Origin of the sequence: Mesorhizobium sp. M1006 (assembly GCF_040318825.1) — a bacterium.
Taxonomy (GTDB): Bacteria; Pseudomonadota; Alphaproteobacteria; order Rhizobiales; family Rhizobiaceae; genus Mesorhizobium.
The window spans coordinates 94,002-111,622 of the sequence record NZ_JAMYMZ010000019.1; the positions used below are offsets into that span (position 1 = coordinate 94,002).

General features: G+C 59.2%; 15 protein-coding genes, 1 tRNA gene and 3 pseudogenes. 15 read left to right on the forward strand and 4 right to left on the reverse strand.

Features of this window, described 5'->3' with window-relative positions; translation table 11 throughout:
- Positions 1-12: 12 nt before the first annotated feature.
- Entirely contained in the window at positions 13-942 is a 930-nt protein-coding gene (locus NKH60_RS19520) for a LysR family transcriptional regulator (protein ID WP_352457033.1), read from the reverse strand.
- Positions 943-1,210: 268 nt separating this feature from the next.
- Between NKH60_RS19520 and NKH60_RS19525 the strand changes: the two genes are divergently transcribed.
- From NKH60_RS19525 to NKH60_RS19585, 13 genes and pseudogenes are all read left to right on the forward strand, one after another.
- On the forward strand, positions 1,211-1,804 hold the full coding sequence (locus tag NKH60_RS19525; RefSeq protein WP_352615318.1) for a NodA family N-acyltransferase: 594 nt from the start codon (positions 1,211-1,213) through the stop codon (positions 1,802-1,804).
- A complete protein-coding gene (nodB, locus tag NKH60_RS19530; RefSeq protein ID WP_352873049.1) occupies positions 1,801-2,460 on the forward strand; it encodes a chitooligosaccharide deacetylase NodB in 660 nt (219 codons plus the stop codon). Before NKH60_RS19525 ends, nodB begins: the two co-directional genes overlap by 4 nt.
- A 14-nt stretch (positions 2,461-2,474) precedes the next feature.
- A complete protein-coding gene (nodC, locus tag NKH60_RS19535) occupies positions 2,475-3,800 on the forward strand; it encodes a chitooligosaccharide synthase NodC (RefSeq protein WP_352466667.1) in 1,326 nt (441 codons plus the stop codon).
- Between the two features lie 80 nt (positions 3,801-3,880).
- Positions 3,881-4,477 (forward strand): nodulation methyltransferase NodS, encoded by a 597-nt coding sequence (nodS, locus tag NKH60_RS19540; RefSeq protein WP_352609840.1) that lies wholly within the window; start codon positions 3,881-3,883, stop codon positions 4,475-4,477.
- A gap of 35 nt (positions 4,478-4,512) precedes the next feature.
- Positions 4,513-4,761: pseudogene (locus NKH60_RS19545) on the forward strand (carbamoyltransferase N-terminal domain-containing protein); the annotation flags it as partial.
- A gap of 38 nt (positions 4,762-4,799) precedes the next feature.
- Positions 4,800-5,711 (forward strand): nodulation factor ABC transporter ATP-binding protein NodI, encoded by a 912-nt coding sequence (nodI, locus tag NKH60_RS19550; RefSeq protein ID WP_352609809.1) that lies wholly within the window; start codon positions 4,800-4,802, stop codon positions 5,709-5,711.
- Positions 5,712-5,714: 3 nt separating this feature from the next.
- Positions 5,715-6,503, forward strand: coding sequence for an ABC transporter permease (locus NKH60_RS19555; RefSeq protein ID WP_352450738.1), 789 nt, complete (start codon positions 5,715-5,717; stop codon positions 6,501-6,503).
- Between the two features lie 67 nt (positions 6,504-6,570).
- Entirely contained in the window at positions 6,571-7,533 is a 963-nt protein-coding gene (locus NKH60_RS19560) for a LysR family transcriptional regulator (protein ID WP_352873052.1), read from the forward strand.
- Positions 7,534-7,541: 8 nt separating this feature from the next.
- Positions 7,542-7,804 (forward strand): annotated as a pseudogene (locus NKH60_RS19565) (hypothetical protein); the annotation flags it as partial.
- Positions 7,805-8,695: 891 nt separating this feature from the next.
- A complete protein-coding gene (locus tag NKH60_RS19570) occupies positions 8,696-9,487 on the forward strand; it encodes a calcium-binding protein (protein WP_352483785.1) in 792 nt (263 codons plus the stop codon).
- A gap of 395 nt (positions 9,488-9,882) precedes the next feature.
- Positions 9,883-11,652 (forward strand): type I secretion system permease/ATPase, encoded by a 1,770-nt coding sequence (locus NKH60_RS19575; RefSeq protein WP_352450798.1) that lies wholly within the window; start codon positions 9,883-9,885, stop codon positions 11,650-11,652.
- The gene (locus tag NKH60_RS19580; RefSeq protein WP_352548197.1) at positions 11,627-12,940 is read left to right on the forward strand and encodes an HlyD family type I secretion periplasmic adaptor subunit; all 1,314 of its coding nucleotides are present in this window, start codon (positions 11,627-11,629) and stop codon (positions 12,938-12,940) included. Before NKH60_RS19575 ends, NKH60_RS19580 begins: the two co-directional genes overlap by 26 nt.
- Before the next feature lie 656 nt (positions 12,941-13,596).
- A complete protein-coding gene (locus NKH60_RS19585) occupies positions 13,597-14,814 on the forward strand; it encodes a tyrosine-type recombinase/integrase (RefSeq protein WP_352457555.1) in 1,218 nt (405 codons plus the stop codon).
- 21 nt (positions 14,815-14,835) lie between these two features.
- On the opposite strand, the gene NKH60_RS19590 is transcribed toward NKH60_RS19585, so the two are convergent.
- A tRNA-Ile gene (locus NKH60_RS19590) sits at positions 14,836-14,911 on the reverse strand.
- 173 nt (positions 14,912-15,084) lie between these two features.
- Here NKH60_RS19590 and NKH60_RS19595 point away from each other — a divergent pair.
- The gene (locus NKH60_RS19595; protein WP_352472400.1) at positions 15,085-15,795 is read left to right on the forward strand and encodes an SIMPL domain-containing protein; all 711 of its coding nucleotides are present in this window, start codon (positions 15,085-15,087) and stop codon (positions 15,793-15,795) included.
- A 132-nt stretch (positions 15,796-15,927) separates the two neighbouring features.
- Here the strand turns inward: NKH60_RS19595 and NKH60_RS19600 are convergent, their stop codons facing one another.
- Both NKH60_RS19600 and NKH60_RS19605 read right to left on the reverse strand, forming a co-directional pair.
- Positions 15,928-16,287 (reverse strand): hypothetical protein, encoded by a 360-nt coding sequence (locus NKH60_RS19600; protein ID WP_352637442.1) that lies wholly within the window; start codon positions 16,285-16,287, stop codon positions 15,928-15,930.
- 225 nt (positions 16,288-16,512) lie between these two features.
- The gene (locus NKH60_RS19605) at positions 16,513-16,959 is read right to left on the reverse strand and encodes a YcgN family cysteine cluster protein (protein WP_023678278.1); all 447 of its coding nucleotides are present in this window, start codon (positions 16,957-16,959) and stop codon (positions 16,513-16,515) included.
- A gap of 184 nt (positions 16,960-17,143) precedes the next feature.
- On the opposite strand from NKH60_RS19605, the pseudogene NKH60_RS19610 reads away from it, so the two are divergent.
- Positions 17,144-17,621: pseudogene (locus NKH60_RS19610) on the forward strand (hypothetical protein); the annotation flags it as partial.

A 17,621-nucleotide genomic window follows, 5' to 3' on the forward strand; every position in this document is an offset into this window, starting at 1 on the left:
AGCCCGAGACGCTCAATAGCTTTCAAGCAAAGGCGCCAGGCGAGATGCCTCCTGCAACATCATTTCCCGCATCCACAGGCTTGCCGGATCAGTATTGTGAAGCGCGGGCCATTGGACGGCCTCCGTGAATGCGGGATGAGGAAGTGGCGGCGGAAGTCCGACAATCCGCAGGGGTGTTGTTTTTGCGAAATGCTGCGCCAGCCGTAAGGGCATGGTCCCGATGCGGTTGGTGCCTGATAGGACGGGCGCGATCAGGCTAAAGCCCTGTACGACGACCTCGATACGTCTCTCGAAACCGTGCTCGAGCAAATACCACTCCTCCATGGTGGGCTGCCGGGTGTGCCTGAATTTGAGCACGACATGCCCCATCGACAAGTATCGCTCGAATGTAAGTGGCTCTGACAGCTGCTTATTCGTGCCGCAGCCTACGCATACGAGCATATCTTCGAACAGGGCTGCGCGAGGATGTTTCGACATGAACACTTCCGGCATAATCAGAAAATCAACGTCGCCGCGCCGGAGAAGCTCCTCGGGGTCGTCGCAAATAGGCAGACATTCGAAGCGGACGGCGGGAGCTTCCCGCGCAGTACGCTCTACGATCCTCTTAAAAAGCACGAGCGTGAGGTAATCGGAAAGCATGATTCGGAAGAGACGATCCGATTGGGCTGGGTTAAAGGCGTCGGAGGAAATAATCGATAGCTGGATGTGCAGCAATGCGTCCCGGACTGCTGGGGCAAGCCCCTCCGCGCGCGGTGTCAAAATGAGCTCGCGGCCGTTCATCGTAAATAGCTCATTGCTGAAGTAGGCGCGTAACCGAGCGACGGCGGCGCTCATGGCCGGCTGGCTCAGGTTAATACTGTTGGCCGCGGCAGTGACTTTACGCTCCCTGATCAGAGCGTCCAGCACAACGAGGAGATTCAGATCCAGCCCCTTAAACCGCATATCCTGATCTATCCAGCGTGTGGATGGGCATCATCTAAACAATCAATTTTACGAATTTACGAACCATGCATTAGAGGAACGTAAATGACCGACGTCAAGCTCAAATCGACGGCGCCGCCACACGGGCGGGAACATCGAGAGAGCTCATTGGCGAGCCCCACCGGCTGGCTCACCGTCGCTAACGACAACGGTTGAGTGCAGCCAACAACGCCGCCGCTTTGGCCGGGTAATGCGGCCCGCAAGAAACTATTTTGAAGAGAGGTCCTGAATGCGCCCTCAGGTGCAGTGGAAATTGTGCTGGGAAAACGAGTTGCAGCTCTCGGACCACGTCGAGCTCGCCCAGTTCTTTCGTAATACCTACGGGCCGACTGGGGCGTCCAACGCAGAACCGTTCGAAGGTAGTCGAAGCTGGGCCGGAGCCAGGCCTGAACTCCGCGCAATCGCCTATGATTCGAGCGGTGTAGCGGCTCACATGGGCATACTGCGCCGTTTCATCAAGGTTGACGCGGTCGATCTGTTGGTGGCTGAGCTGGGCCTGTACGGGGTACGTCCGGATCTTGAGGGTCTCGGAATCGCCCATTCAATCCATGTCATGCTTCCAATACTGCAGGAGCTTGGCGTTCCATTCGCTTTCGGAACCGTCCGGGACGCGCTGCGGAATCATGTTGAGAGGTTCGGGCGGCGATACAGCCCTATGGCCGTTTTGTCGGGAATTCGCGTGCGCTCCACCCGACCAGAGGCCCGCCTCGACCTGCCGCCCACACGCATCGATGACGCACTCACCATTGTTCTGCCAGTTGGACGCCCGATCAGCGAATGGCCCACGGGCACGATGATCGATCGGAACGGACCAGAGCTATGAGCCGTCCCGATTGCTTGTACGAAGTGCGCCGTGAGTGCTCTGACGGCACCGGCCGTCGCAGCGTTTATCTGACGTTTGACGACGGTCCCAATCCACTTTTCACACCGGAGATTCTGGATGTGTTGGCAGAGCAGCGGGTGCCGGCGACTTTCTTCGTCATCGGCGCCTACGCCTTAGAGCACCCGGATCTAATCCAACGAATGTTTGCAGAAGGGCACGAGCTAGGCAACCACACGATGACTCATCCGGATCTGTACAAATGCGGCTTCGGCGAAGTGCAACGTGAGATCTTTGAAGCGAACGGCGCCATCATGAGGGCGTGCCCGCAGGCCTCGGTGCGCTATATTCGCGCGCCCTATGGCGCCTGGAGCGAAGAAGTCTTCACAGCGTCACAGATCGCCGGGCTGACGGCCCTCCATTGGTCCATCGACCCACGAGATTGGTCTCGCCCTGGGGTCGACGCGATTATCGATACCGTGCTCGCCTCTGTCCGGCCGGGCGCAATCGTACTCTTGCACGACGGATGCCCTCCCGGCGAGTTGAGCCAGGGCGCTCACGCCGGTCTGCGCGACCAGACGGTCACGGCGCTGTCCCGGCTGATTCCAGCACTTCATGAGCGCGGATTTGTAATCCGCTCACTTCCTCAACATCACTGAACAAACGAGATCCCATGACTCTTCTTGGTACAACCAGCACTGTGGCCATTTCGCTTTATGCACTGCTCTCGACTGCTTATAAGAGCATGCAGGGGATTTATGCTCTGCCGACAAACGACTCATCGGCGTTGGAGGATCTCGTCGGCTCCGATCAACTGCCCAGCGTGGATGTCATCGTCCCCTGCTTCAACGAGGATCCGCGCACGCTTTCAGAGTGCCTGGCGTCCATTGCAGACCAAGAATACGCCGGAAGACTTCGGGTCTATGTGGTTGATGACGGTTCTGGAAATCGCGAAGCCGTAGGAACTGTCCACGAAACCTACGCGCGCGACCCTAGGTTCGACATCATTTTGCTTCCCGAGAATGTTGGAAAGCGCAAGGCGCAGATCGCCGCGATACGCCGCTCATCCGGGGATTTGGTGCTTAACGTTGATTCAGACACGATACTCGCGTCCGACGTCATCACCAAGCTTGTACCGAAGATGCGAGATCCAGCGGTCGGCGCAGTCATGGGTCAGTTGATTGCAAGTAACCGGAGCGAGAGCTGGCTGACAAGGCTGATAGACATGGAGTACTGGCTGGCTTGCAACGAGGAGCGCGCGGCACAGGCTCGCTTCGGTGCCGTTATGTGCTGTTGCGGCCCATGTGCCATGTACCGCCGGTCTGCGCTCCTTTTGTTACTGGACCAGTACGAGTCGCAATTTTTTCGGGGCAAGCCAAGCGACTTCGGGGAGGATCGCCATCTCACCATCCTCATGCTGAAAGCAGGCTTTCGAACCGAGTACGTTCCGGGCGCCATCGCGGCCACAGTCGTTCCGAACAGACTCGGACCGTATCTGCGCCAACAACTCCGTTGGGCACGAAGCACATTCCGGGACACGCTGCTTGGGCTGCGCTTGCTGCCCGGCCTCAATAGCTATCTCACGTTGGACGTGGTCGGACAGAATCTCGGGCCGCTACTCCTCGCCCTATCGGTACTAACGGGCCTCGCACATTTCGCACTGACAGGCACTGTGCCTTGGTGGACAGGACTGATGATTGTGTCCATGACCATGCTCCGATGCAGCGTGGTAGCATTTCGTGCTCGACAGTTTCGATTTCTGGGCTTTTCCCTGCACACGTTCATCAACATCTTTCTCTTACTTCCCTTGAAGGCCTACGCGCTGTGTACATTGAGCAATAGCGATTGGCTGTCGCGAAGCTCTGCTGTCGCTACATCGAACACTGGGGGAAAACAGGCCCCCACCCAAACTCCGATCACTGGATCAAGCAGGGCAGAATTCTCACCGCATGCGGCTCCGCTTCGCAGGCTCAATCTTGCGCGGATTCTTCGGGATTAGCGCTGTCGAGCAACATCTGCGGCGACGAGTGATCGCTAATTACCTAGGTGGACGAGAGGTGGACGAGTTTGACCCAGAACATGAATCATCAGTTGCTCGATCGGGAATTGGCCGCAGACGATCCGTGGCGCCTCGACGGCAATCCGTTCGAGCGGGAGCGCCACACGCAAATGCTCCAGCTGGCGCTTGCCCAAGGCTCCATTACAAATGCCCTCGAAGTCGGGTGCGCTGCCGGCGCATTCACGGAAAAACTAGCCCCCTACTGCCAAGGGCTCACCGTCATCGATGTCGTGGCGCAAGCGATAGCTCGAGCACGTCAACGGATAAAGAAGCCGCCGCGCATCAACTGGATAGTCTCCGATGTTCAACAGTTTTCGACCGACGAGTTGTTTGACCTGATCGTTGTGGCGGAGGTCCTATACTACCTCGAAGACATAGCCGAGATGCGCGCGGCCGTCAAAAACCTGGTGCGGGTGCTTGCGCCAGGCGGGCATCTGATCTTCGGATCGGCAAGGGATGCTAATTGCCGTCGCTGGGGTCACGCCGCTGGTGCTGAGCCGGTCATCGCCATGCTGAACGAAACGTTGATCGAGGTAGAGCGTCTTGAGTGTCGGGGCGAGTCGGTCAACGAAGACTGCTTGCTCGTCCGTTTCCGGAACCCGCTTTCCACTTCCTGATGAATCGAATCTATCGCCGTTAACGTGGAGACACTATGCGCATCTGTGGTACCAAGCTGACCCATGATGGGGCGATCGCCCTTGTCGAGGATGGACGGCTCGTCTTCTGCGTTGAGCAGGAAAAGCGGCACAACAATCCGCGTTATCAAACCATCGATAATCTCGACGCAATTGTCGCCGCTTTGGCGGAACAGGGGCTAAATCCTTGTGATGTCGATCAGTTCGTTATCGACGGCTGGGATGGCGAAGACGAGTCACAGTTTCAGGTCCGGCAGGCAACAGCAACCGCCAGTCGTGGCGACGCTCTCGGTAAAATGAACCCATGTCCACGGTAACGATCGATCTTACTGACGTAAGCAAAACTTATGACAAGCTCGTTGTCGACAGACTGTCGTTCCGCGTTACGGCGGGGGAATGCTTCGGGCTCTTGGGACCGAACGGCGCGGGCAAAAGCACGATTGCGCGTATGGTCCTCGGCATGACATCGCCTGATGCGGGGAAGATTACTGTGCTCGGCGCTCCAGTGCCGGCGCGCGCGCGTTTGGCACGTATGCGCATCGGCGTGGTCCCGCAGTTCGACAATCTTGATAACGCGTTCACTGTACGCGAGAACCTGTTGGTGTTCGGGCGCTACTTCCGGATGAGCAGACGCCAGATCGAAGCGGTCATACCGTCGCTGCTTGAGTTCGCCCGCCTCGAGAACAAAGCGGATGCGCGCGTCGCCGAACTGTCCGGCGGCATGAAGCGGCGCCTGACGCTCGCGCGTGCGCTGATCAATGACCCGCACTTGCTAGTGATGGACGAGCCGACCACCGGCCTCGATCCGCAGGCCCGCCACCTGATCTGGGAACGGCTGCGATCGCTGCTGGCGCGGGGCAAGACTATTCTTTTGACTACCCATTTCATGGAAGAGGCCGAGCGGCTGTGCGATCGGCTGTGCGTTATGGAGGAGGGGCGCAAGATCGCCGAAGGCCGCCCGTCCGCACTCATTGACGAGCAGATCGGCTGTGACGTGGTCGAGGTCTACGGCGGCAATCCGCATGAACTGGGTGCGCTGATCCGGCCGTACGCACAGCGCATCGAGGTAAGCGGTGAGACGCTTTTTTGCTATGCACCCGATCCGGAGCAGGTGCTGGTGCAGCTACGCGGGCGCGCGGGTCTGCGCCTTCTGCAGCGTCCCCCCAATCTCGAGGATGTGTTCTTGCGGCTAACCGGGCGCGAGATGGAGGACTGAACAATGGGCGAACGTTATGCGGCGGCCATGCCCGCCAATGCATGGAATTGGGTCGCGGTTTGGCGCCGCAACTATCTTGGATGGAAGAAAATCGGGCTTGCATCGGTTCTCGGCAACCTCGCCGATCCGATGATCTATCTGTTCGGTCTCGGCTTTGGCATCGGAACAATGATAGGTCCTGTTGAGGGCACTTCGTACATTGCGTTTCTCGCGGCTGGCATGGTTGCCACAAGCGCGATGGCATCGGCGACTGCTGAAACGGTTTACGGGAGTTTCGGCCGCATGGACAACCAGCGCACCTGGGAAGGAATGCTATGCACTCAGCTGACGCTCGGCGATATCTTACTCGGCGAATTGGCGTGGGCAGCCACCAAGGCCCTGATGGCGGGCACAGCAATCACTATTGTTGCCACCACGCTCGGCTACACATCGTGGCCATCCATCCTCTGCTTGCTGCCAGTCATCGCTCTCAGTGGCCTCGCCTTCGCGAGTCTAGCGATGGTCGTCACGGCGCTTGCGCCCAGTTATGAATATTTCATATTTTATAATACGCTTGTTATAACACCCATGCTGTTCCTTTGCGGCGCGATGTTTCCGGTCAACCAATTGCCCGGCGCTTTTCAGGACGTCGCCTCCTTGTTGCCGCTCGCACATGCAATTGACCTCATTCGTCCGGCGATGCTTGGCCGTCCGGCCGGCAGCATGGGCCTGCATATCGGCGCGCTTTGCATATACACGGTTTTGCCGTTCTTCCTATCGGTTGCTCTATTTCGTCGTCGGCTGATGCGTTGACGCTACTCACCATTCGTAAAATTGATTCTTTGGGCGATACCCATCCACGCGTCGGATAGGTCAATACATGCGTTTTAAGGGACTTGATCTAAATCTCCTCGTTGTGCTGGACGCTTTGATCAGGGAGCGTAAAGTCACCGCCGCGGCCCGCAGTATTAACCTGAGTCAGCCGGCCATGAGCGCCGCCGTCGGTCGGTTACGCGCCTATTTCAGCGATGAGCTATTTACGATGAACGGCCGCGAACTCATTTTGACACCGCGCGCGGAGGGGCTCGCCACAGCAGTCCGGGAGGCATTGCTGCACATCCAGCTGTCGATTATTTCCTGGGACGCCTTTAACCCGGCCCGATCGGATCGTCGCTTCCGCATCATCCTTTCCGATTACCTCACGCTCGTATTTTTTAAGAAGATCGTAAAGCGTGCTGCGCGGGAAGCTCCCGCCGTCCGCTTCGAATGTCTGCTTATTTCCGACGACCCCGAGGAGCTTCTCCGGCGCGGCGACGTTGATTTTCTGATTATGCCGGAAGTGTTCATGTCGAAACATCCTCGCGCAGCCCTGTTCGAAGATATACTCGTATGCGTAGGCTGCGGCACGAACAAGCAGCTGTCAGAGCCACTTACATTCGACCGATACTTGTCGATGGGGCAGGTTGTGCTTAAATTCGGGGACACCCGGCAGCCCTCCATCGAGGAATGGTATTTGCTCGAGAACGGTTTCGAGAGACGTATCGAGGTCGTCGTACAGGGCTTTAGCATGATCCCGCCCCTTATATCAGGCACCAACCGCATCGGGACAATGCCCTTACGGTTGGCGCAGCATTTCGCAAAATTAACACCCCTGCGGATTGTCGGACTTCCGCCGCCACTTCCTGCCGCATTCACGGAGGCCGTCCAATGGCCTGCGCTTCACAATAATGATCCGGCAAGCCTATGGATGCGGGAAATGATGTTGCAGGAGGCATCTCGTATGATTACCCCGCCTAAGAGCACCGGACGTCTCAGTTGTCGGCCGACGACCCCTCGGTTATGAGAGGAGGCATGGATGGCGATTGGGATTGGGCGATTCCTGCATTGTCGAGAACGATGCAGGGAGAGCAGCTCCTTCAGCCTGAAGAGGTGGCAGCGATGCTGCCGCTGCATGAGCTTGGCTGGGGAACCGACGGGCGAACGAATTCGGGTGCGCTCGCAACACGGTGCCTCGGTATCTAAGCGAGGGCGGGACTGTTCCGTTTCGCAAGCCTGTGCGGCCGACCGCGTTTGACGGACTGGACGATTGGCTGCGGGAGCGCTTCTTCCCCCATGGCTCGGGCTGGATGACGATCTCGACCCGCTCCAGATGCGCCGGGAACGCCTTGCGCGGTCGCGCAGCACGTCGCGGCTCGCCTGTCGGTCTTGCGGCCTCGAGCTCGGACTCAATCGCGCCGAGCCCGGTCTGGATTTCGAAGGCGAAGGCCTGCTAGGCACGTTCGAGCTTCTCGGAGCTGCGACCGAAGCGGCGCGCTCCAGCTGCTTGACGATCCCATGAAGGTCGGCGATCCTCACCTGGGCACGCTCGTTGAGTGTCGCCATCCGGACGATCTCGGCCTTGAGTGTTTCGCTCCGGAGTTGTTGCAGTTCGGCCTTCTCCGCCGCCATGGCGACGAACATCGCCTTGAGCGTATCGATTTCGTGGGGACGGGCCGAAGCGCTTCTCATCATGACGCCGACAGAAGCTTATTGTGCACGGCCTGAAGCCCGCCTTTTGCGCCTGAGTCACTTCGCCACCGCCTTCCGGCCGGACGCCGTCGCCGTTCGGCTCGAACGCGTGTCCAGTCCATGCCTTCGACGAGCGCCATCAGTTTCGGCGCGGCAAGCCGATCACGCCGTTCTCCGCCAGCGGAACTTGTCCTCGTCCAGCGCTCACGGTGCGGGTATGCCGGCGTCGAGCAAACAGAGAGAAGTTTGGGGCCCAACCAGGACGGCCCCGTTACGAAGTTCGTCCTAGTCCCGGTTTGAGTGTCGAATCTTCATCGATTGCTTGGGCGACCAGCGTCCCCGCCGCCAGCGAGCCCGCAACTGCTCAGCAGAAGGGCGAAGTGAACGTGAATGCATCCATTTCGTAAATGTGTGTCTATCCAAGCAATCGATTTCTCTAATTCTCCGATGAGCAATATGAACGCGTCAGGCAGGGTGCATCATTAGGAGTATTTTCGATGGCAAAGATTATCGAGGGTGGCCCGGGTGCCGAAACACTCATCGGCACCGAGCTTGACGATTGGATGGAGGGTTTCCAGGGCGGTGACTGGATTGACGGTCGTGGCGGCAACGACGAGATCTCGGGTGGCCCGGACAGTGACCGACTCATCGGCGGCAAGGGTAACGACCGCATCTTCGGCGGAGATGGCTGGGACGATCTCTCCGGCGACAACGGCCGCTTCAACCCGCGCGTCTCCGGTGAGGACAATGACAGGCTCAGCGGCGGTCCCGGCCAGGATGTCCTCTACGTGGGTGACGGCCAGGACACGTTGACCGGGGGCACCGACAGTGACACGTTCGTGTTCCAGTTCCACAATCCGGTGCCTGGGGTTGTCGGGTCGAAGTCGGACATTACCACTATCACCGATTTCAACCCGGCGGAGGACAAGTTCGCCTTCGATGCGGTGGGCCTCTACAATGACGGTTTTGGCGCGAACTTCGTCAACAACGCCAGCATACAGTCCGGCTACCCGGTGAGCAGCTTCTACAGTGGTGCGGCCTCAGGTGCGAACGGCGAACACGTCGTGGTAATCACTGGCGAATCTTTCAACTCTGCTTCTGAAGCCGCGAGTGCGATCTCCGGCGAGCACGCCGGCGACATCATTGTCTACCAAAGCAGCTACACCGACAGAGTCGCAACTCTGGCCTATGTCACCGCCGACAACAACGCGCATGAATTCGTCCACCTGGGCGGTGTGGTCACCGTGGCCGACCTAGGCCTGACCGCGTCGGACTTCACCTTCGTTTGATCCAGAAAACCCATACGGAACAGCGCCCCGCCCCCCGGGGGCGGGCGCTTCCGTTTCCGCTACTTGCGATGGGCCGGGGCGCCCGGGAGCAGTCGCAGCGTGTACAGCTTGACGAAGCCCTGCACGTCGCGCTGGTCGTACACCGAAATCTCCCTGAAGGCGTGGAGGCGGAAGCCTGTTCGGGCCCTTGCGGCCGGCCACGATGACGTTGCCCTTCCAAACCTTCAGCCGGACGGTGTTGTTGTTGACCCGCTCCATTAGATGCCAAACCAAACACATTCGGCGGGAGCACTGATCCTGAATCAGCGAGCGGATGCAGTCGGTTGCCGCTCGGGGAGCAATATAGGGAGCTGGGTCGCCAGATCCTCACGGAGACCTACGTGAGTAACCATTCCTTGAAGGATTCAGCTTTGAGACCTTTCCCTCTGACTTCCGCTATTTGGGGAATTCTGTTGATCAGCGGCGTGGTCAACGTGCTTGCGCTGATCTCGCCGCTGTTCATGCTTCAGGTCTACGACCGCGTTCTGGCAAGTGGCAGCGTATCGACGCTAGTGGGGCTCGTCGTGCTTGCTGCAGGGCTTTATGCGTTCCAATGCCTGCTCGACGTTTTGCGCGCCCGCGTGCTGCTGCGGATTGGCGAGCGTTTCGATGAACAGTTTTCCGGACGCGTTCACGATGCGATCGTTCGCCTTCCGCTTTTAACGCGCATGCCGGGCGACGGCTTGCAGCCGCTACGCGATCTCGACAATGTTCGCGGATTCTTAGGTGGAAACGGCCCGACAGCGTTCTTCGATCTGCCATGGATGCTGCTTTATCTTGGCATTTGCTTCCTCTTTCATTTCTGGATCGGCATGACGGCACTTATCGGGGCGATCGGTCTCACATCTCTGACACTCCTTACCAACACTCTCTCGCAAGGGCCGATACGCGATACCATTGACCACAACATGGTACGCAATGGTCTACTGGAAGCAGCGCGCCGCAATGCCGAGGTCGTGCAAGCTCTCGGTCTCGCAAAGCGGATCGCTGCCCGATGGCACAAGGCCAATGCCAAGTATCTGGCCGCCAACCGGAAAGTCGGGGACGTGGCAGGTGGGCTGGGTGGCATTTCAAAGTCGCTGCGCGTGCTGCTGCAATCGGCCATTCTTGCCGTCGGCGCGTACCTTGTCATCAGGCAGGAGACTACGGCCGGGGTCATGATTGCCAGTTCGATCACGATGGGGCGTGCGCTGGCTCCGGTCGATCTGGCCATTTCAAGCTGGAAACCCTTCCTCATGGCGCGCCAGGGTTGGGCGCGGCTGGAGGACCTCTTGGGAAAGGTTCCTGAAACCGCTCCTGTTATGCCAATGCCTGCACCTGAACGCGAACTCCGCCTCGAAGGCGTGACAATCGTTCCGCCCGGCGAAAGGAAGCCGACCGTGACCGGCCTTGCGTTTGCCGTTCAGGCGGGAAGCGCACTCGGGATCATCGGTGCATCGGGTTCGGGCAAGTCGACACTCTCGCGCGCCATCGTCGGCGCATGGGCGCCGGTCGCCGGAAAGGTTCGCATCGACAGCGCAAGCCTCGATCAATGGGACCGGGAAGCGCTAGGCCGTCATATCGGCTATTTGCCGCAAGGTGTTGAACTATTCGACGGCACCATTGCCGAAAACATCGCTCGTTTTGAAGATAATCCTGACCCTGAGGCTATTGTCACCGCGGCGAAAGCAGCGGGCACGCACGAACTGATCCTCCGATTTGAGCACGGCTACGAAACTCCGATTGGTGAGGCCGGATCGGCACTTTCCGCCGGGCAGCGCCAGCGTATCGGTCTTGCCCGTGCTCTTTATCGAGACCCTTTCCTTGTTGTGCTGGATGAACCCAATGCCAATCTCGATGCGGAAGGCGAGGCTGCGGTTGTCAAGGCGATCGCCTCCGTGCGCGAGCGCAAGGGCATTGCGGTTGTCGTTGCCCATCGGCCGAGCGCCATCCGCGCCGTGGATTTGGTGTTGGTGATGGAAGGTGGACGGCAGCGAGCATTCGGTGCGCGTGATGAGGCGCTTTCCAAAGTCCTTAAGGGGGCAGCGATGGCATCAGGCGCTGGGGTCAAGGCCATCGAGTCTACACAGGATAACGAGCGCGCTGACATGGAGGATCCCGGTGTCCGGCATTCATCAGAACAATGACGTTTCTAGGTCCATTCGCCGGCACCTGGTGGCGGGCCTGCTGGCGAGCGTGATCTTTGTGGGAGGAGCCGGAGCCTGGGCGGCCTTCACGAATCTCTCCGGCGCGGTTGTCGCGTCCGGACACTTTGTCGTCGATTCCTATGTGAAGAAGGTGCAGCACCCGACCGGCGGGGTGGTGGGAGAAATCCTGGTGAGCGAAGGTGATAAAGTAAAAGCCGGCGACATCCTCATGCGGCTCGACGCCACCCAGACGCGCGCCACTCTCGCTGTAGTCACCAAGCGGCTCGATGAGCTGGCCGCCAACCTGGCACGACTCGAAGCTGAGCGTGACGATCTGGCGGAGATCGCCTTCCCGGACTGGCTGCTCGCCCGCAGAGATGTTCCGGACGTAGCTTCGGCAGTACATGGCGAGACGCGGCTGTTCGAATTCCGCAGACAATCCCGCGACGGAAGGCAGGCGCAGCTAGCGGAACGCATCACTCAATATGAGCACGAGATCGAGGGGCTCAAGGCGCAGGCAATCGCTTGTGAGAAAAGCACCGAGATCCTCCAAAAGGAAATTGCTGCCCTGAGTGGGCTGCGCGACCAAGGCATTGTCTCGGACCAACGCTTGAACAGTCTGAAGACGCAGGTTGCCACTTTCGGCGGCGAACGCGGTGAGAAGATTGCACATCAGGCACAGACGGCAGCCCGCATAGCCGAAACGCGCCTGCAGATCCTGCAGATCGATCCGGATTTCAAGACGGAAGTCGGCCAGGAGCTCAGAGAGGTTCAGGCGCAGGTTGGGGAGTATGTTGAGCGCAAGGTGGCGGCTGAACAGGAACTGCGACGGATCGATATTGTCGCGCCGCAGTCAGGCGCCATTCAACAACTCGCAGTTCATACGGTCGGAGGAGTGATCACGCCCGCCGATCCGATTATGCTAATCGTGCCGGAAGGCGACGATCTTGCGCTTGAAGCACGAATCACCCCGAAGGACATCGACCAAATCCAGCTTGGTCACAAGGCCGTGCTGCGGATGTCAGCCTTCAATCTGAGGACCACGCCGGTATTGAACGGATATGTCAGCCGGATCGCAGCCGATCTGGCGACGGACGAAAAAAACGGCGTTTCGTATTACCTGGTGCGTCTGTCGGTTCCGCATGCGGAACTGACGAAGCTCAAGGACCTGACGCTCGTGCCCGGCATGCCGGCCGAAGCGATGATCCAGACGGGCGAGCGTACGGCGCTTTCTTATTTTGTGAAGCCGCTGTCGGACCAAATCAGTCGCGCATTCCATGAGGAATGAAAGTAACCACAGAAACATTTTGTTGGTATTCTTGTTGGTTGTTACGCATGCATGAGAGTCATAACCGTCTGAAACCACAGCCATGATTCCGCCTCTGACTCAGATTCGTGGTTCCACGGTCATTTTGCCCTTCCAAGTCGCCGACCATTCAGTTCTTGGCCTCGAGCGCATTAAGATACCCATCATCGTACACAAAGGCTGGAAAAGAAACCGGTGTCTTGAGCGATCCTGAGGTCTGGAGACCTAGGGTGAGCCTGCAAGCACAGGGCTAGGACATGATTGAGCGTCTGCAATATTCGGACAGGTACATAGGAAGACAGGCAGGCGTCAAAAACGCGCTTTCAACGCGCTAAACCGATGCTACGCACCCCGAGCGTCTTGCCGCCCTCGCTCCCGCCGGTAGGAATCAATCGCGAGCAGGCTGCGACGTTCATCGGCGTAAGCTCAACGACCTTTGATGAAATGGTCCAGGACGGCCGGATGCCCCAGCCACGAATGCCGAGCAAGGGGCGCATTGTTTGGGACGTCGAGGAACTTGTATTGGCCTTTCGAAAGCTCCCTCACCGCCAAATCGGAGGAGCACCAAAGCTTGACGAAGATTCGCCGCCACTAGACAATCCTTGGGATCGAAAACCACGAACATGACGGATGAGCCCGTGAAAATCGATCTTAAGGGCGTAGTGAAGGACACTGATCGCCACGGCAATGATCGGTACTATTTTCGCGCACCGGGTCGGAAGAAGGTCCGGCTCCGTGAACCGACCGGCAGCGACGAGTTCCTCGAGGAACTGCGGTGCGCGCGCGCCGAGGTCACTTATGTTCGGCCCGGCACTCTTCCCGAGATTTGCCGGCGCCTCCCCAAGCCTTCCGAGCCAGCGAAGAAAGGCACGTTGCTGTGGCTTTGCCAGGAGTATTACCGTCGGGGCGGCACGGAAATCACCCAAGACACTATGGCGCGCCGACGAGCAATTCTGGAGCGCGTATGCGAATTACCTCATCCCCTCGAAGGTGACCCGGATCCTCAGTATCCCACCAAGGGATCTCTGCCATTCGCCGGTATGAAACGGTCTCATGTTAAGGAGATCAGGGACACCAGGCTCGACGCCCTTGGCGCGGCAAACAATATCGTAAAAGCCATCAGCGCGATGTTTGAGTGGGCAAAGGACACAGAGATTCCGGGCGTCGACTCCAATCCCGCCCGCGGCATCAGACGGCTAAAGAGCGGCGACGGCTGGCACCCATGGGACGTGTCGGAGATCGTTCAATATGAGAAGCGGCATCCGCTGGGTACCGCAGCCAGACGTGCGCTCTCGATCTTCATGTTTACTGGCCTGCGGTTGTCCGACGTCGCGATCTTCGGTCGACAGCACATCACGCTCGTCTACAACGAGGAGACCGAGCAGTGGGAGAAGTGGATCAGAATTAAGCCTGGGAAGACCAGTCGTAACAAGGATGCGGTGTTGGTGGAGCTCCCGCTTCTGCCCGAACTAGAGGCGGAACTTGAGCACACGCCCTCCGACCAGATGACCTTCCTGGTCAATGAGTATGGTCGCCCGTTCTCGGAGAACGGTCTGGGCAACAAGATGCGCCAGTGGTGTGATCAAGCTGAGCTGCCGCACTGCAGTGCTCATGGAATTCGCAAGGCCGGCGCGACGATCGCCGCTGAGAACGGCGCGACGCACGAGCAGCTGAAGGCGATATATGGGTGGACTACGTACCAGCAGCCCGACCACTACATCAAGAAAGCGCGTCGCCGGAAGGTAGCGAGAGCGGCGAAATACCTGCTGGTTATCGATCGAAAAGAGAACAAAATTGTCCCACTTTCTGAGGGGGTTGAAAGAGGTGGGACAAAAATGGCCAAAAAATCCAATTAAATCAACGGCCACAAAAGCCAATGGTGGGCCCGGAGGGACTCGAACCCCCAACCAAGCGGTTATGAGCCGCCGGCTCTAACCATTGAGCTACAGGCCCCACGGCGCTGGATTAGTGTTTTTCCCTGAACCGCACAAGGCTTTCCGAGCAGGCGTTCCAAGGGGGCTGGCAGGGATCGCCCAAATCAGCCCATATTGATAACCTATTGCACGTCGCCCATTGGACGCCGGCCAACACTCGGCTGTCTTGGGATCCCAGATCGAGGAGATTTCATGACCAGACGTATCTTGCCCCTGGCGATTGCCGCCGCAATCGCATTTCCGGCGATCGCGGCCGCCGCCGATTCGCCACCGCCGCCGCGTATCGTCGTCACCGGTGAAGGCGAGGCGGCGATAGCACCCGATCTGGCTCTGCTGACGCTCAGCGTCATGCGCGAAGCCAAGACGGCACGTGCAGCGCTCGATGCCAATAACGACGCCATGGCCGCGGTGATCGCTGCCATGAAATCGTCCGGCATCAAGGAGCGCGACCTGCAGACAGCGGGCATCCAGATCAATCCGCGCTATAACTACACCAACAAGCCCGACGGCAGCCAGGAGGCCGAGCTTGTCGCCTATCAGGTGACCAACACGCTTTCGGTGCGCGTCCGCGACATCGACAAGACCGGCGACATTCTCGACAAGGCGGTGTCGCTCGGCGTCAACCAGGGCGGCGGCATCTCCTTCTCCAACGACGATCCGGCGGCAGCCGTCACCGAGGCGCGCAAGAAGGCCGTCGCCAATGCCATGGCCAAGGCCAAGACGCTGGCCGAAGCGGCCGGCGTCGGCATCGGCCGGGTCCTGGAAATCACCGACCAGAATTTCGCACCACCGCCGATGCCGATCAACGCCAAGGCATTCGATGCCGCCGGCGCGTCGGTCCCGGTGCAAGCCGGCGAGAATTCCTATACCGCACAGGTGACGGTGACTTTCGAATTGAAATGATCATCGCTTGCAGCATGAAAAAACCCCGGAGGATCGATCCTCCGGGGTTTTTTGAGCCGCGCTTTCCGTCCTGGCGGAAAGGGCTCCGCTACTCTACCGGCTGCAAGTCAGCCGGCCGCAAGCCCGAAGACCTTAGCGATAGATGATCGGACAGCCGCGCTCGTTGGCGAATACGATTACGACGCGGTCGCCATACTGGCGGCCGGCGACCTTGACCGTGCGGCGGTTGATGTCGATGATGCGGGCGCGGTGCAGGCCCATGCGTTCGGCCTTGTCAATGGCACGCTCCGGCGAACAGGACCGGCGCCAGCCGCCATGACGGCGGTGTTCGCGATAGTAACCATCATCTTCGTCGCCGGTATAGACGCCGACGCGCGGATCCTGGTTGTTGCCGAAGCCGAGATAGATGCTGTCAGCATGAGCGGGGATGGCAGCAAGCGTGCCAAGGCCGACAAGTGCCGAAAGAGCAACCGTCTTGATGGTATTGAACATTGTCTTCTCTCCTTGTTTGAGGGTTTCCACCCGTTTTCGTCAAACCTATGCGAGGAGAATGCACCCGCCTGTCTGAATTTTTTGCGAACCGGCCATTCATCCCCCGTTCATGCGGCAAGAATGGGCCAGCCGTTAGTCTGTCCGTTTCTGGAACCGTTCTATGCAGGGCAGATGGGGAACGTACCCTTTTGCCATGGTTCCCGGTCTTCGTTACCGCAGGAAATCCTAAGGCTCGTCCGCGAGCATATGGTCGAAATAGTCGTCCGGCTCGGCAAGGTCGGTCTCGCTGGCGCTGACCCGGCCGCGCATCGAGATGCCGGCCTCGTGCACGGTCTCGTCGCTTCCCGACACCAGCCTGTGCCACCAATAGAGATCGCGGCCCTCGGCCACCAGCCGGTAAGCGCAGGTCTTGGGCAGCCAGCTGATGGTGCGCACGTTCTGCGGCGTCAGCCCGACGCAATCCGGAACACGCGCCAGCCGGTTGGCATAGTCGGAGCAGCGGCAGCTTCCAGCGTCGAACAGCCGGCAGCCGACGCTGGTCCAGTAGATCTCTCCGGTGTCCTCGTCTTCGAGTTTCGACAGGCAGCACTTGCCACAACCGTCGCAGAGTGATTCCCACTCGGCCGGGGTCATCGCCTCGAGCGTCTTGGTCTTCCAGAACGGCTTTTCCATCGTCGGCATGTGGCCCCCGGACGCTTCAAGGTCAAGCACGGCAACCGTGCACCCTCGTCCGAACGATACGCCGGGACCATACGCCGGAACATACGCCAGGACCATACGAATGACATGAAGTCGCCTTCAAAACGCCGGTCAATCGCCCTGTGCCACAGCTAGAACCTACAAACAGGAACCAAACATGGTTGCTGAAAGTTTGGGCATGGATGGGACGCCACAAGGAGTGTTTATGATGAAACGCCAACCACGGATTCTGGCAGGCACGGCGCTTGGCCTGTTGATGGCGTCCGCGCCGCTAGGCGCGTTCCCACTGCAAGGCGACGCCGCATTCGGCCCCGTGCAACGTACCGCAGCGCCGCTCATCCCAGTGCAATCGAGTTGCGCCGAGGGCGAGTCGGCGGAGGCCTGCGCGCAAAGCCAGCAGGCAGAGCAGCCCAGAAAGAAGAAGCGCGACCAGCAGCAGCAAACGGAATCCGCTCCGGCCGAGCAGGCGGCTCCAGCCGAGTCCGAGCAACCCCGCAAGAAGCGGCGCAATCAGCAGCAGCAAACAGAATCCGCTCCGGCCGAGCAGATCGCTCCAGCCGAGTCCGAGCAACCCCGCAAGAAGCGGCGCAATCAGCAGCAGCAAACAGAATCCGCTCCGGCCGAGCAGATCGCTC

Coding starts and splice junctions, on each gene's coding strand:
- NKH60_RS19605 (WP_023678278.1), bottom strand. CDS start 16,959: ATGGAAAAGCCGTTCTGGAAGACCAAGACGCTCGAGGCGATGACCCCG.
- NKH60_RS19570 (WP_352483785.1), top strand. CDS start 8,696: ATGGCAAAGATTATCGAGGGTGGCCCGGGTGCCGAAACACTCATCGGC.
- nodI (WP_352609809.1), top strand. CDS start 4,800: ATGTCCACGGTAACGATCGATCTTACTGACGTAAGCAAAACTTATGAC.
- nodB (WP_352873049.1), top strand. CDS start 1,801: ATGAGCCGTCCCGATTGCTTGTACGAAGTGCGCCGTGAGTGCTCTGAC.
- nodC (WP_352466667.1), top strand. CDS start 2,475: ATGACTCTTCTTGGTACAACCAGCACTGTGGCCATTTCGCTTTATGCA.
- NKH60_RS19600 (WP_352637442.1), bottom strand. CDS start 16,287: ATGTTCAATACCATCAAGACGGTTGCTCTTTCGGCACTTGTCGGCCTT.
- NKH60_RS19520 (WP_352457033.1), bottom strand. CDS start 942: ATGCGGTTTAAGGGGCTGGATCTGAATCTCCTCGTTGTGCTGGACGCT.
- NKH60_RS19555 (WP_352450738.1), top strand. CDS start 5,715: ATGGGCGAACGTTATGCGGCGGCCATGCCCGCCAATGCATGGAATTGG.
- NKH60_RS19560 (WP_352873052.1), top strand. CDS start 6,571: ATGCGTTTTAAGGGACTTGATCTAAATCTCCTCGTTGTGCTGGACGCT.
- NKH60_RS19525 (WP_352615318.1), top strand. CDS start 1,211: ATGCGCCCTCAGGTGCAGTGGAAATTGTGCTGGGAAAACGAGTTGCAG.
- nodS (WP_352609840.1), top strand. CDS start 3,881: ATGAATCATCAGTTGCTCGATCGGGAATTGGCCGCAGACGATCCGTGG.
- NKH60_RS19595 (WP_352472400.1), top strand. CDS start 15,085: ATGACCAGACGTATCTTGCCCCTGGCGATTGCCGCCGCAATCGCATTT.